This is a genomic window from Haloarcula sp. 1CSR25-25, assembly GCF_032027985.1.
In the GTDB taxonomy this organism is placed as follows: Archaea; Halobacteriota; Halobacteria; order Halobacteriales; family Haloarculaceae; genus Haloarcula.
This window is the reverse complement of the sequence record NZ_JAHYBW010000004.1, coordinates 103,788-117,958: the sequence shown is the minus strand read 5'-3', so window position 1 is coordinate 117,958 and position 14,171 is coordinate 103,788. Positions and strand designations below refer to the sequence as shown.

Sequence of the window (14,171 nt, the reverse complement as noted above, 5' to 3'; positions counted from 1 at the left end):
CGCGGGTCTGACGGCATCTGCCGCCCGAAACGCCGCTTACCGGAGCGCCGCCGCGACCATCTCGATGGGGTGTGGCGGCTCCGCGTCGCCGAGGTCGTCGAGTTGGGACCGGCAGGACGCTCCGGGCGCGACGACCTGCTCGGCGGGCGAGTCGTCGATCTGGCCCAGGAGGAGGTCCGCGATGCCCGCACTCATCGAGTAGTGTTCGGCCTCGTAGCCGAAGGAGCCGGCCATGCCACAACAGCCCGAATCGAGCGGGTCGACGTCGTAGCCGGCCCGCCGGAGAACGCCGACGGCGTGGTGGTCCTTCTTCGTCGCCTTCTGGTGGCAGTGGCCGTGATACGCGAGCGAGTCGCCCGGCTCGTCGAAGGAGATCGCCTCCCCGAGTCGGTACGTGTCGAGGTACTCGCAGACGCCGTACGTGTTCTCCGCGACGGTGTCGACATCGTCCCCGGAGAGCAGGTCCCCGTAGTCGACCTGGTACATGACCGCATCGGAGGGCTCGATGGTGACCACGTCCCAGCCGTCGCGGATTCGCGGTGCGAGCGCGTCGACGTTCGCCCGCGCCGTCTCGCGCGCGTGGTCCAGCATACTTTTCGAGAAGGCGGGCCGGCCGCTGTCGGTCACGTCGTCGGGCACGACCACGTGGACGCCCGCCGCCTCCAGCACCCGAACGGCCGCCTTCCCGACGTCGGGGTGGCTGTAGTTCGTGTACGGGTCGGCGATCACGAGCGCCTGTCGGTCGGCCTCGGCCGCCGGGACCCGCGCCCCGCCGCGGTCCGCCCACCAGTCACGGAACGTGGTCCGGTGGAAGGCGGGCAGCGTGCGCTCCTGCGTGATACCGACTGTCGCCTCCATGAGGCGGCCCGACCCTGGCAGGTCCATCAGCCAGTTCGACACCGGAGCGAACGTGCTTCCCAGCGAGAGCACCGTCTCGACGTTGGCGAACAGCCGGTCCCGCAGCGAGACGCCCTCGCGCTGGTGGTGTTCGTGGACCACCTCGGCTTTGAGCTTCGCCATGTCGACGCCGCTCGGGCAGTCCTTCTTGCAGCCTTTACAGCCGATACAGAGGTCAAGCACCTCCGTGACGAACTCCTCCTCGAAGGGGTCGTCGGGGAGGTCACCGTCCATCGCCGACCGGAGCATGTTGGCCCGGCCGCGGGTGCTGGTGATCTCCTCCTCGGCAGCGCGGTAGGTCGGACACATGACGCCGCCCGTGGTCTCCTGGTGGCCGGTACAGCCCGCACAGCCGTGACAGAGTTCGACCATCCCCTGGAACCCGTTCTCGTTGTCCCAGTCGAGCGTGGGCTCAAAGCCCGCGTCGAACGCGTAGTCGGGGTCGTACCGGAGGTCGTCGGCCGGGTCGTGGTCCCCACAGATGTTGCCCGGGTTCAGGCGCCAGTCGGGGTCGAACGCCGACTTCAGGTCGCGGAACGTCTCCCAGAGGTCGTCGCCGTACAGTTTTCGGTTCCACTGGGTACGGGCGCGGCCGTCGCCGTGTTCCCCCGACACGGACCCGTCGTACTGGACGACGAGGTCCGTGATGGCGTCGGAGATGGCCTCCATCGTCTCGATACCGTCCTCGGATTTCAGGTTCAACAGCGGCCGGATATGCAACACGCCGGGGCCGGCGTGGGCGTAGTAGGACGCGAAGGTGTCGTGCTCGTCGAACAGCTCCCGGATGTCGGCGACGTACTCCGGGAGGTTCTCGGCCGGGACCGCCGTGTCTTCGACGAACGGCCAGTGCTTGTCATCGCCCGTTCGCGACAGCAGAATCGGCAGGCCGGCCTTGCGCATCTTCCAGAACTTCGCCTGCCGGTCCGCGTCGTAGGCCTCCAGCGCGTCGACGGCGTTGACGGGGGCGTCGGTGACCGAACCCGCCCCGTCGCTCGGCGACTCTCTGGCGTCGTAGCCGGGGAGTCGGTCGGCAAGCAGGTCGGCGACCTTCTGTGCGCCGTCGTCGGCCGACTCCGCGTAGAACTCGACGAGCAGCGTCGAGTCCGTCTCCTCGGGGAGCATGCCGACGACGTCGGCGAACTCCGGCGTCTCCGCGGCCAGATCAAGGAGCACGTCGTCCATCACCTCGACGGCCGAGGGGTCGTGGTCGAGAATCGGGGCGACATCCTCCATCGCCGAGATGATGTCGTCGTAGGTCAGCATGGCGACGGCCGTGGCATCGGGGACGGGTTCGAGCGAGACGGTCGCCTCGGTGACGACCGCCAGCGTCCCCTCGCTCCCGGCGAGCAACCGGGCGAGGTTGACCTCGCCGCGCTCCCTGGCGCTGTCGACCAGTTCGTCCAGGTTGTACCCGGAGACGTTTCGTTTGAGGTCCGGATATCTGGCCGCTATCTCCGTCGCGTCCTCTGAAAGTATCTTCGCGACTTCGGCGTAGATGCGGGTTTCGAGGTCAGCGTCCGGACCCGCCTTTGCCGCCCGCGCTTCGAGGTCGTCGACGTCCACCCAGCCGAAGGTCGTCCGGGTGCCGTCGGCGAGGACGACCTCGCACTCCTCGATGTAGGCGTCGGTCTTGCCGTATTTCAGGGAGTGTGCGCCGGTCGTGTTGTTCCCGATTGCACCGCCGAGGACGCTCTTGTCGCCCCAGGCGGGGTCCGGCGCGAACTTCAGCCCGTGGGGTTCGAGCCGGTCGTTGAGCCGGGCGATGGTGATGCCGGCCTGGGCGCGGGCCCGCCGGGCCTCGGGGTCGACCGACACCGTCTCGTCCATGTGCCGCTTGAAATCGAGGACGACCGCCTCGTTGACGGCCTGTCCGGCGAGACTGGTCCCGCCACCCCGTGGAAGCACCGGAATGCCCTCCTCGTCGCAGTACTCCATCACTGCGACCACGTCGTCGGTCGATACCGGGGAGACGACGCCGATTGGAAGCTGTTCGTACGCGCTCGCGTCGGTCGCGAACAGCTCACGGGTGTACGTGTCGAAGCGCACGTCGCCGTCCACGCGGCGCTCCAGGGCCGCAACGAGGTCCGGCCGGTTTACCGTGTCACCCTGGTAATCGTAGTTCGCACTCGGGTCTGTCGCCGGGTCATGCCGGTCGGGGGGTCGGGAGTCGTATGCCATGGGTGGGAAGTGGGAGGGTGAGCCGTGTCAGAACGCTGCCGGTGCCACGACGTACGCCAGAATGAGGGTCAGGATGCCCGTGAACACGCCGTAGTACAGCACCGGAATCAGTTCGAGTCGGATGACGCGCCCCTCCTCGCCGATGAGGCCGACCACCGTGAGGGCGGCGACCACGTTGTGAATCGCGATGAGGTTGCCGATTGCACCGCCGACCGCCTGTGCGGCGACGACAATCTGGGTCGGCGCACCGATCTGCTGGGCGGCCTGGAACTGGAACAGCCCGAACAGGATGTCGCTGACCGTGTTCGAACCGGCGATGAACGCGCCGAACGCACCGATGAACCCCGAGAAGAACGGGAACATCTGTCCGGTCGCGCCCGCGGTAATCTCCGACAGCAGGCCGAGCATTCCGGAGTTGATCGGCGCGGTCTCCAGCACGACGGCACTGCCGGTCCGCTGCATTATCATGACAGTCGCGACAGCGAACCACAGCGCGACGACGGCCGGCGCGATGTTCCGAAGCGCCTCGCTCCAGGAGGCCTTGATTCCGTCGGCGTCCATCCCGTGAAGCGCGTACGTGATCACGGCGACCAGCACGAAGAGGCTCCCGGGGAGGTACAGCATCTCGACGCCCTCAGAGAACGGCGTGCCGAGGATGTTACTCCACAGGAGAACGCCGTTGGTCGCCAGGAACTCCTGAACCGGACTGACCACGCGGGTCACGACGAGCAGTGCGGCGACGAGGAGGTACGGCAGCCAGGCCATACCCAGCGACATATCCTGCGAGTGAGACTCCGCGAACGATGCGGTGCCGCCGTCGGCCGCAACAGTTCCCTCTCGGCTGTCACCCGTCGCGGTGCCGACGCCCTCGCCCGGCTCGATGCTGCCGATCCAGTGGTCCGGCCACTGGTCCTGTGGGCCGAAGTCCCATTCGTCGTCGGGGAGGAAGTAGCCGGCCCGGAGCGTGGTCGTGACCACGAGCAGTCCGACCATCGCACCCAGCAGTGCCGGGAACGTCGGACCGAGGAAGTACGCGGTCGCGACGTACGGGACTGCGAAGGAGGCCCACGCGAACAGGGTCAGCGGCAGAACTTCGAGCGCCGGCTTGATAGACCGCTCTTCGCCGAAGAAGCGGGTCATCATCGCCACGCCGATGAACGGGATGGCGATACCGACGATGGCGTGGATGAGCGCCGCCCACACGCCAATCTGGGCCACGTACGCACCGACGCTCGCGAAGCCACCCTGCTGGAGGACCTGCTGTGAGGCGCCCGTCCCCTCGGCGAACACCACGTCACGCAGTCCGATAATCAGCGGCGTTCCGACCGCACCGAAGGTGATCGCGAGGATGTTCCCCGTCAGCGCAACGACCACCGCGGCAAGCGGCGGGAAGCCCAGGCCGACCAGCAGCGGGCCGACGATGGCCGCGGGCGTCCCGAAGCCGGCCGCGCCCTCGATGAACGACCCCATGAGGAAGACGAGCAGGATGACCTGCACGCGCCGGTCGTCGCTTATCGAGGAGAACCCCGCGTTGATGACCTCGAACGCGCCGGACTGTTTGAGCGTGTACAGCAGGAGTATCGCCCCGAAGACGATGACCAGAATTCTGGTCGCTGTCAGCGCCCCGCGTATCGACGCGGCGGCGATCAGCCGGGGTGACATCTGCCAGCCGACGAAGGCGGCGACAGCCGCCACTGCCCACGCGATGGGCATCGTCCGTGTCGCGGGCTGGTACAGTCCGACCATCAGCACCGCAATCGTCGCCAGCGGCAGCAGTGCCAGAAGGACCAGCGTGTGTTCAGACATGGGTTCTCACCCCCGAGACCTGTCCGTCCGGAGACGTGCCATCGCTGTCACCGGTCGGGCTCGTCAGGGAGAACGTTCGCAGTCTCATCTCGAGACCACCTCGGTACGCGGCTCTATCGCTCGAAACCATCCGATACGTCGGTTTCTGGTAAAGTGCATCAATCACCTCGTCTAGCAGGGAGTATTTATACCTATCTACTGTTTACATAATAGTCTACCCAGATTATCTGGGGAACAGGCGCGTGAGAGTCTGATAGCGGGAATATCGTAGACCTCTTCTGTACGAACGGGCGAAATGGGTACAGTCGTGTGTAACCGGGATAACGGCGGTTTACGCCCCGATTTCAGTCGAGTGGACCCTCACGGGAGCCCGGTACAGTCGTCTGTATTTGGCGGTTTCAGGGCGGGACTTACCGTCCTGAGGACACGGGTGGAGAGAAGGTCGTTTCGCCGTTCAGAACGGGGGGCTCGGAGCGCCGCTCGGACGGCGCTGGCGCGCGGTGGAAGCGAACCGGCATCTCGCATCCGGTCGTACGGATTGCCGCTTGGCGAACGTCGTTACGGCGGAGGGGGAAACCACGAGTATGACACGCGTCACAGTCTGGAACGAGTACGTCCACGAGCAGGAGCACGAAGCGGTCGCGGACCTCTATCCCGACGGGATTCACGGCGCTATCGCCTCGACACTCGAGGACCGCGGGTTCGACACGGAAACCGCGACGCTTCAGGAGCCAGACCACGGGCTCACCGAGGCGGTACTGGCAGAGACGGACGTGCTGACCTGGTGGGGCCACGCCGCCCACGACCAGGTCGAGGACGAGGTGGTCGCCCGAGTGAAAGAGCGGGTCCTCGAGGGTATGGGGCTCATCGTTCTCCACTCGGGGCACTACTCGAAGATCTTCCGCGAACTGATGGGGACGACCTGCAGCCTGAAATGGCGCGAGGCCGCCGAAACCGAGCGGTTGTGGGTCGTCGAGCCCGGCCACCCCATCGCCGACGGGGTCGACGAGTACATCGAGCTTCCGGAGACCGAGATGTACGGGGAGCGCTTCGACATTCCCGCGCCGGACACGCTCGTGTTCAACTCCTGGTTCGAGGGCGGAGAAGTGTTCCGGTCGGGGTGTTGCTACCGCCGCGGGGCGGGCCGAATCTTCTATTTCCGGCCGGGTCACGAGACCTATCCGGTGTACCACGACGAGGACATCCAGCAGGTCCTCGCTAACGCCTGCGAATGGGCCGCGGCCGGTGACGGTCCCGAACCCTCGTTTGGCAACGCCGACCCGATCGAGGCCATCGACGAGAGCGACGACCGGTCGGTCCACTGATTTCGGAGCCCGCGTCGGAACGGAAGCTTTCAACGCCACTGTACTACCTCTTAATACATTGTAAACGCCGGTAGTAGACCGCGAGCGGTTATTGCGGGAACGCCGGTTGCGTTTTGTTCCGCCATAGTTCGGCGTCTCCCAGATGGTCGATATCGAGTTGCAGTCCGGTCCGAAGCGTCGATTCGAACCGGTCGAACAGCGGGTCCAGCGACGTCTCAATCGGCGACAGCACATGCCACCGGTACGTGCCGTCGGTGCGCTCCGATTCGAAGACCACACCGTCGCCGATGTAGTCTGTGACCATAGCGGGCGCGACACAGCAGCGGTCCGTCCGGTCATGGTACGTGTACACAGTTCTCGCTGTTGGTCGCCGGTCGAGAACCTGGTACTCCCGCCGCCCGGAACAGCAGCGGTCGTCGAGACACTCGTTACAGCGGTCCTCGTCGAGAAACACGTCGTCGAACGCCGAGATGGCGTCAGCGGGGCCGTCGACGTGATCGATTCGCCACATGGAGTTTCCAGTGACGGTACACGTCGCGTTCCGGAGTCGTAGCGTGGGATACTCCTGGAACAGATCCATCAGCGGGTCGGCTCCCGGAGTGAACCTGATGCTGAATTCGAACTCCTTCACAGATATCAGGTCACCCTGTGACACCATAGTGAATCAGTCGATAAGACGGTCAGTCGGCTTCAGGAACCCGAAACGGCTACAGCGAGTCGAGAAGAGTGCTGACGCCACGAATTACGGACGTGCTTACCAGCGGTCACTCTGAGTCGGCCGGCGTCGACCACCGACTGTACTCACCAGTCAGCGGCCGTCAGGACGGTGTTCCGGGGTTAACTACAGGATAGGCCCCAGCGAGGCCTACTCCTCGGGGCCAAACACCGAACTCGCATCTGCGGGCGTGTCGAAGTCGTGGAAGTGTTCCCCTTTCTCCTTCGTGAGGATGTTCAGGGCCGCCGCCGCGCCGTCGCCGGCGGAGATGACGGCCTGCCACTCCTCGGCCCTGACCATGCCGCCCGTCGCGTACGCGTCGTCGACGCTCGTCTCCATCGTCACGTCCACGTCGACGACGTCCTCGTCGGTCATTTCACAGCCCAGGGACGCCGCCAGATCACGGTTGGCTCCCGTCGCGAGGACGAGGTAGTCCCCGTCGTATGTCTCCTCCGCAGTCGCCACCTCGAAACCCGACTCAGTTTCTGTGGCGTCAGTCACTTCCGTTCCCTGTTTTCGCTCGACGCCGAAGCTGTCGACCTGTGCCCGGGCCGTTTCTAGGAACGCGGACCCGTCCTGCGAGCCCACCCCGAGGTAGTTGAACAGGTGTGCTTTGTGCATCCAGGTCCCGTCAGTGTCGAAGACCGTCGTTTCCAGACCGTTCTTCTGTGCGAACAGTGCGGCACTCAGGCCGGCGGGGCCGCCGCCGACGACGAGAACGTCCGTCATGTCTCCGCAATTCTGTCCCACCACTGGTAATTGTTTTCATCCGACAGTATGAGAGAGTCCATGAGAACGGTTTTCCACAGTCGTCCCAAGGCAGACATATGCGCGCAGCCATCTACCGCGGCCCCGGTGAGATAACCGTCGACGAGGTGCCGCGGCCGACGATCGAATCGCCAACCGACGCAATCGTGCGCGTGACCCACACCGCCGTCTGTGGCTCCGACCTGTGGTTCTATCGCGGCCAGAGCGACCGGGAAGAGGGCTCCCGCGTCGGGCACGAGCCGATGGGTATCGTCGAGGAAGTCGGCGAAGACGTGCGCTCTGTCGACCCCGGCGACCGCGTGTTCGCCCCGTTTCTCATCAGCTGTGGCCGGTGTGAGTTCTGCCGGAAGGGGCTGCACACCTCCTGTGTCAACGGCGACTCCTGGGGCGGGGACAACGGTGGCTGCCAGGGCGAGTACGTCCGAGCGACGGAAGCCGACGGGACTCTCGTGCGAGTCCCCGACCGCCACGCCGACGACGAGGACACGCTGGAAGCGATTCTGCCGCTGACCGACGTCATGGGAACCGGCCACCACGCGGCGGTGAGCGCCGGCGTCGACGAGGGCGACACCTGCATCGTCGTCGGCGACGGGGCCGTCGGACTGTGTGGCGTGCTCGCGGCGCGCCGCCTCGGCGCGGAGCGCATCATCGCCATGGGCCATCACGAGGACCGTCTCGAACTGGCGGACTCGTTCGGAGCGACCGAAACCATCGCGGCCCGCGGGCAGGACGCCGTCGACGCGGCACAGGACCTGACCGACGGGGGTGCGAACCACGTCATGGAGTGTGTCGGTGCGGCCTCGGCGATGGAGACCGCCATCGACGTCTGTCGGCCGGGCGGGACCGTCGGGTACGTCGGCGTCCCACACGGTGTCGACGACGACGGATTGAGCGTGTTCTCGCTGTTCGGCGACAACATCGCGCTCAACGGCGGCGTCGCCCCGGTTCGGGCCTACGCCGACGAACTGCTGGCGGACGTGTTACAGGGCACGCTCGACCCGTCGCCGATATTCACGAAGACCGTCGACCTCGACGGCGTTCCGGAGGGATATCGAGCGATGGACGAGCGTGAGGCTATCAAAGTTCTCGTCAGACTGTAGTCGGTCTCTGAGTACCGAATCAGTGCCCACGGGCGGAGGGTTGGACCGATTAATGGGGCCCTTACCTGGAGGGCCACCGATTCGACCCGCGTTATCCTAGCTTACCGCAGGAACGACACCGGGGCCGTTCGGCGGTCGGGTCGTAGGCGAGCGCGACATCGTTGCAGTTGCGGCAGTAGCGGTCGGAACCGGTGGTATGCGAGTGCGTGTTTCCTTCGTGTACTAACATGTGAGAACGAATGGCACGACACTATAAAACTTTTCTGGACAAACAACACAGTACGTCCTTATATTCCACATATACTGCTAGCTCTAGTCGAGTTAGTAAGATAATCGTCCAGATATTCGAGCAGTATGCTTTACATCCGAACTTCTGTTCGGGTCCGCGTAGGGCGACCGGGAGCCAGTATCGGCGTTCGCGGTGTCGGTGACGAGCGGTCGGAGGGCGACGGTTGTGGCCTCCGCTAGAGCTACGCGGGGTCGAACGCCCCAGTGATGACGTCCGCCAGGCGCTGTCGGTCGAACAGCTGTTTCCCAGTCGGGACCGAACCGAGGCCGCGCCACTCGCCGAAGGCCTCCGGGTAGAACTGCTTGGCGGCGATCTCCGTCTGGAAGAGGTTGATTATCGGCCCCTGATAGGAAGTCCCACCGCGGTAGAGCCGGTCGTTTTCGACCGCCGAGAGCTGCTGGCCGATTGGGTCCGCGCGCATCGCCGTCATCCGGTCCTCGAACTCGGCGGTCGAGACGTGCGAGAAACCGTACTGGAACACCAGAACGTCGGGGTCGACGTCGAGGAGTTGCTCGTAGTCCCACTTGGCGTAGCTCCCGTCGATGGCGTCGTCGAACGCGCCGCGCATCCCCAGGTCGCGGTACTGCTTGTGCCCGTTCCCGTCGTGGACAGGGTAGGCGTAGAAGGCCCCGCCCTCGAAGTCGGAGTTGACCGAGAGGAGGCCGACCGTCGGCCGCTCGTCTTCCGGCGGGAGCCCCGCGTCGATGGTAGCGCGCAGCGAGTCGTGCAGGTCGGCGACCGCCGCGTACCGCTCGCGCTCCTGGAACGCGTCTGCGACCAGTTCGAAGGCCTCGTACAGCGAGTAGTACCGGTAGCCGTGCCAGTCGCCGGTCCGACGCCGGATGCTGTTCCCGAGTATCGGGCCGACGTTGTCGGTAATCTCGGCGAAGTCCTCGTCGATCCAGGTGTCGTCGAGCACCTGGACGAAGTTCGAGTCGAACAGGTGCAGGTCACAGTCCATCTCGTATAAGGCTTCCCTGTCGATGCCGCCCTCGCCCATCAGTTGCGGGACGTCGTCGAAGGAGACCTCCAGGTCCGGGATGGCGTCGAAAAAGGCCATCGGCCAGTTCTCTGTGAATATCAGCCCCGCCAGGCCGTCGAGTTGCCCCAGCGCGATCGCCATGTCGCCGTAGGTGCTGAAGTAGGCCATCCACCGCTCGGGCACCGACTCGAACGTCACGTCACCCATCGGTTCCATCGAGACCGTGTACCGGTCCGAGGCGGTCGGCGTCGCCGCGTCGGTGGCCGTCGAGGCCGGCGTCGACTGTGACTCGGCGTCGCCGGTACAGCCGGCGAGCAGTCCGCCGCCGATGACCGCGCCGCCGTGTTTCAGATAGGCCCTGCGCGTCCGTGCGTCCGGTGTCGCGTCGTCGCTCATGCCTCGAACTCCCCGTTGATGATGTCCGCGACCCGCTGGCGGTCGAACAACTGTTCCTCGGCGGGAATCTCGGGATAGGGGCCCGACGTGTAGGTCGGCCACTCGCCGAACTGCTCCGGGTACAGCTGCTTTGCGGTCATCTCGAGTTGGAAGAGATGCAGTATCGGCCCCTGGTATCTCGCCCCCTGCGGGTAGATGCGGTCGTTCTGGACGGCCGTTATCTCGGCGGCGACCGGGTCGGAGTTGAACGCCTCGCGCCGCTCCGGGAGGCTCGTGTTCGGCTCGAACCCGCCGAGGTGGAGTATCACGTCCGGGTCCGCCTCCAGCAGCGTCTCGAAGTCGACCACGGAGTTGGTCTCGACCGCGCCCCCGAAGGCGTCCCGGGCGCCGAACGGACGGGTGTGTGCGGTCAGGAAGCCGGGGTTGTCGAGCGTGTAGGCGTACATCTCCTCGATGTCGGCCGCGGCGAGCATCACCGCCGATGGGCGGTCGGACTCGGGCGGGAGCTTCGCGTCGATGGTCGCGCGCATCTCGTCGTGGACGGCCGCGAGTGCCTCGTAGCGGGCCTGCTCCTGGAACGCCTCGGCGACGAGTCCGAACTGCTCCCAGAGAGTGTAGTACTCGTAGCCCTCCCAGCCCGACGCGGGCTCGGCGTGGCGGTCGCTCAGCGAGTTGCCGAACCACGGCGAGACGTTGGTCGCTATCTCCTCGAAGTCCGCCTGGGTCCCAGCTGTCCTGTTTGGCTATCCAGGCCGGGTCCGCCAGGTGGACGTCGCTGTCCAGTTCGTACAGTTTCTCTTTGCTCGGCTCCCAGGAGGAGTACAACCCGGTCCAGTCAAGCGTCACGCCCGGCAGCCGTTCGACGAACTGGTTCCACAGGCCGTCGTAGTAGTCCGGGGCGTGCATCGCCGTGACGGTGTCCCCCCGTCCCAGCGCGAACGCCATGTCGGCGTGGTGGGTGAGCCGGGTGAAGACGGTCTCCGGCGGCGAATCGAACGTCACCTCGCCCATCGGCGACATGGACACGGAGTAGGACCCGTCGGCCGACTCCGTCTCCGTCTCCGTCCCCGTCGCCGTCGGCGTAGCTCCGCTCCCTTCCGTGTCGCCGGCACAGCCGGCGAGTAACCCGGCGCTGAGAACTGTCCCGCCGTATTTCACGTACTCTCTCCGCGTCGGCGTCTCGGCGTCGGTGTCGTCTGCCATATTTTAGGCTAGCCTAAAAATCATATCAATGTTCTGGTTCGGCGACCCACGCCACGCTGAGTCCAGCGTCAGAAAAAGAGGCCCCGGTCAGCGCCTACTCGGCGACGACTTCCCCGGCACGCTCCGCTTCGTCGCCGTCGCCGTCGCTCCCACGTTCGTCCCCGTCGTGACGGGCGCGGATAGGGTCGATTCGTGGCCCGCGGGACGTGACCGAAACCTCGGCCTCGATTTCGAAGACCTCCGCGAGGAGTTGCTCCGTCACCACGTCATCGGGTTCTCCTCGGGCCTGTATCTCGCCGTCCTTGAGCGCGACCATCCGGTCGGCGAGGCGGGCCGCCTGCTCGATGTCGTGGAGGACGACGACGATTGTGATATCGCTCTCGTCCCGGAGCGTCTCGATTATCTCCATCACCTCCAGTTGGTGGTGGAGGTCGAGAAACGTCGTCGGCTCGTCGAGCAGGAGTACGTCGGTGTCCTGTGCGAGGACCATCGCTATCCAGGCCAGTTGCTTCTGGCCGCCGCTGAGACTGCCGATCTCGCGGTCACGGAGGTGGCCACAGCCGGTCAGGTCGATGGCCCGGTCGACGGCCGCCTCGTCGTCCTCGGTGACGCTCTCGAAGAACCCGCGGTGCGGGTAACGCCCGTGGTACACCAGGTCCTCGACGGTGATGCTGTTTGGCGAGGTGCTCTCCTGAGAGAGCAAGCCGAGCTTCCGGGCGATCGCTTTGGTCCCGAGCGTCTGGATGTCCTGGCCGTCGAGCAGCACGGACCCCGCGTCCGGGGTGAGCTGGTTCGCGAGGCCTTTCAGCAGCGTGCTCTTGCCCGAGCCGTTCGGGCCGACGAGGGCGGTCACGGCGCCCGGTTCGGCCGTAATCGACTCGCCGTCGATTACCGGGCCGTCGCTGGACGGGTACGTCAGGACCAGCCCCTCGCCGGTCAGCGAGGCTTCGGAGCGGTTCGTCGACGAATCCGTGACGGCGTCATCTTCGGCGCCTGTTCCGTTCGTGTTTGCGTGGTTCTGTGACATCATATCTCACCCATCTGTTGCTGTTTCCGCATCAGATAGAGGAAGTACGGCCCGCCGACCAGTCCGGTGACGATACCGACCGGAACCTGCGTCGGATTCAGCGCCAGGCGCGCGCCGACGTCCGCCCCGACCATCAGCGCCGGCCCGGCGAAGACACAGCCGACGACGAGCTTCCGGTAGTCGCTCCCGACGATGTTGCGGACCATATGGGGGACGATGAGGCCGACGAAACCGACGATCCCGGCCACGGCGATGCTCGCAGACGCAGCGAGCACAGCCACACCGGACAGCGCGAATCGGACCTTCTCGACGGACATCCCGAGCGACCTGGCGGTGTTTTCACCGAGCAGGAGGACGTTCAGCTGCCGCGAACTGAAAAGCGACAGCGCCATGGCCACGACTGTCCAGGGGAGCGCCATCCGTACCTGTTCCCAGTCGGCCCCGGTCAGCGACCCGGTCGTCCAGGCGATCGCGGACTGGACGATGCCGATGTCCTCCGCGAAGAAGAACATCGCCGTCTGGAGGGAGCCGAAGACGGTGCTGACGATGACGCCGGCCAACACCAGCCGGACCGGCGACGTGCCGTTCTTCCAGGCGATGGCGTAGACGACGAGAAACGCCACTGCGCCGCCGGCAGCGGCAATCAGTGGCAGGAGCGTCGATAGCCCCGAGAACACCACCAGCGTGAGCAGAATCGTCAGTCCCGCTCCAGAGGAGACGCCGAGGATGAACGGGCTGGCGAGCTCGTTCCGGGTGACCGCCTGGAAAATCGCACCTGACACTGCGAGGTTCATACCGACGAGCACGCCGACGAGGACGCGCGGCAGTCGGATGGTCCAGACGATGAGACTCCCTTTGTTCATCTCCGGAAGCGTCGCATCGACGACGAGCGAGTCCCAGGCAAGTGGGTTCCCCAGCACGTCGGCGTTCACCTGCCCGCCGAGCAACAACACCTGCCAGACCCGGAAATCGAACAGTATCTGCGGGTCGAACACGGCCCGCCACGCCTCGACGATAGTCATCGAGTAGGCTCCGAAGCTCACTTGCACGAGCCCGCCCGCGACGACGACGCCGATGCTCGCGAGACAGAGCCCGAGCAGCGATGCGTCGATGGTCCCGAGCCAGGCCCGGACTCGGGACCACGCGCCGGTCGCTCCCGTTGACCTGCTGGCCATCGCTTCTCACGCACCTCCCGCCGGACTGCACGAGACGAGTATAGTATCGTGGTCGGACATCGTCCCCGTCCGGGTCGCCACTGTTGCCATGTTCACAAACGCTCCGTGCGGTGTCGGCGACCTTGACAACCGGCGTGTCCGTTCCGGATTTCTCCCAGCATACTGTTTAGGCCAGCCTAAATGGGTAAAGCGTTTTCGAAAGTTAGGCTAGCCGAAATCAAACCCTACCAGGGGCCCGGGCCCTGCGGAGACCGTGACACTGGCCACCGTCCTGACAGGAGACAGATGCGACAGCCAGACGGCAGTGGTG

Annotated in this window: 9 protein-coding genes and 1 pseudogene; 2 read left to right on the top strand and 8 right to left on the bottom strand. The window is 65.5% G+C overall.

Going from position 1 to position 14,171, the window contains the following annotated elements; all coding sequences use genetic code 11:
- Positions 1 to 36: 36 nt before the first annotated feature.
- Positions 37 to 3,075, bottom strand: a complete 3,039-nt coding sequence (locus tag KZ498_RS13380) for an FAD-linked oxidase C-terminal domain-containing protein (protein WP_312619431.1) — start codon at positions 3,073 to 3,075, stop codon at positions 37 to 39.
- 27 nt (positions 3,076 to 3,102) lie between these two features.
- Positions 3,103 to 4,881: an L-lactate permease gene (locus KZ498_RS13375; protein WP_312619430.1), complete on the bottom strand. Its 1,779-nt coding sequence runs from the start codon at positions 4,879 to 4,881 to the stop codon at positions 3,103 to 3,105.
- A gap of 584 nt (positions 4,882 to 5,465) precedes the next feature.
- Between KZ498_RS13375 and KZ498_RS13370 the strand changes: the two genes are divergently transcribed.
- On the top strand, positions 5,466 to 6,206 hold the full coding sequence (locus tag KZ498_RS13370; protein WP_396276127.1) for a ThuA domain-containing protein: 741 nt from the start codon (positions 5,466 to 5,468) through the stop codon (positions 6,204 to 6,206).
- Between the two features lie 88 nt (positions 6,207 to 6,294).
- Here the strand turns inward: KZ498_RS13370 and KZ498_RS13365 are convergent, their stop codons facing one another.
- A complete protein-coding gene (locus KZ498_RS13365) occupies positions 6,295 to 6,786 on the bottom strand; it encodes a hypothetical protein (RefSeq protein ID WP_312619428.1) in 492 nt (163 codons plus the stop codon).
- 285 nt (positions 6,787 to 7,071) lie between these two features.
- On the bottom strand, positions 7,072 to 7,650 hold the full coding sequence (locus KZ498_RS13360) for an FAD-dependent oxidoreductase (protein ID WP_312619427.1): 579 nt from the start codon (positions 7,648 to 7,650) through the stop codon (positions 7,072 to 7,074).
- 98 nt (positions 7,651 to 7,748) lie between these two features.
- On the opposite strand from KZ498_RS13360, the gene KZ498_RS13355 reads away from it, so the two are divergent.
- Complete coding sequence (locus tag KZ498_RS13355) at positions 7,749 to 8,789, top strand: zinc-dependent alcohol dehydrogenase family protein (protein WP_312619426.1); 1,041 nt, start codon at positions 7,749 to 7,751, stop codon at positions 8,787 to 8,789.
- A gap of 470 nt (positions 8,790 to 9,259) precedes the next feature.
- Here KZ498_RS13355 and KZ498_RS13350 read toward each other — a convergent pair whose 3' ends face one another.
- From KZ498_RS13350 to KZ498_RS13335, 4 genes and pseudogenes are all read right to left on the bottom strand, one after another.
- Positions 9,260 to 10,456 (bottom strand): ABC transporter substrate-binding protein, encoded by a 1,197-nt coding sequence (locus tag KZ498_RS13350; protein WP_312619425.1) that lies wholly within the window; start codon positions 10,454 to 10,456, stop codon positions 9,260 to 9,262.
- A pseudogene (locus KZ498_RS13345) lies at positions 10,453 to 11,659 on the bottom strand (ABC transporter substrate-binding protein). Before KZ498_RS13345 ends, KZ498_RS13350 begins: the two are co-directional and overlap by 4 nt.
- Positions 11,660 to 11,753: 94 nt before the next feature.
- Positions 11,754 to 12,686 carry an ABC transporter ATP-binding protein gene (locus KZ498_RS13340; RefSeq protein ID WP_312619424.1) on the bottom strand — a complete coding sequence of 311 codons (933 nt, stop codon included), beginning with the start codon at positions 12,684 to 12,686 and terminating at the stop codon, positions 11,754 to 11,756.
- Positions 12,686 to 13,861 (bottom strand): iron ABC transporter permease, encoded by a 1,176-nt coding sequence (locus KZ498_RS13335; RefSeq protein ID WP_312619423.1) that lies wholly within the window; start codon positions 13,859 to 13,861, stop codon positions 12,686 to 12,688. The genes KZ498_RS13340 and KZ498_RS13335 overlap by 1 nt, the downstream gene beginning before the upstream one ends.
- Positions 13,862 to 14,171 lie beyond the last annotated feature (310 nt).

Coding starts and splice junctions, on each gene's coding strand:
- KZ498_RS13380 (WP_312619431.1), bottom strand. CDS start 3,075: ATGGCATACGACTCCCGACCCCCCGACCGGCATGACCCGGCGACAGAC.
- KZ498_RS13375 (WP_312619430.1), bottom strand. CDS start 4,881: ATGTCTGAACACACGCTGGTCCTTCTGGCACTGCTGCCGCTGGCGACG.
- KZ498_RS13340 (WP_312619424.1), bottom strand. CDS start 12,686: ATGTCACAGAACCACGCAAACACGAACGGAACAGGCGCCGAAGATGAC.
- KZ498_RS13365 (WP_312619428.1), bottom strand. CDS start 6,786: ATGGATCTGTTCCAGGAGTATCCCACGCTACGACTCCGGAACGCGACG.
- KZ498_RS13350 (WP_312619425.1), bottom strand. CDS start 10,456: ATGAGCGACGACGCGACACCGGACGCACGGACGCGCAGGGCCTATCTG.
- KZ498_RS13355 (WP_312619426.1), top strand. CDS start 7,749: ATGCGCGCAGCCATCTACCGCGGCCCCGGTGAGATAACCGTCGACGAG.
- KZ498_RS13335 (WP_312619423.1), bottom strand. CDS start 13,861: ATGGCCAGCAGGTCAACGGGAGCGACCGGCGCGTGGTCCCGAGTCCGG.
- KZ498_RS13370 (WP_396276127.1), top strand. CDS start 5,466: ATGACACGCGTCACAGTCTGGAACGAGTACGTCCACGAGCAGGAGCAC.
- KZ498_RS13360 (WP_312619427.1), bottom strand. CDS start 7,650: ATGACGGACGTTCTCGTCGTCGGCGGCGGCCCCGCCGGCCTGAGTGCC.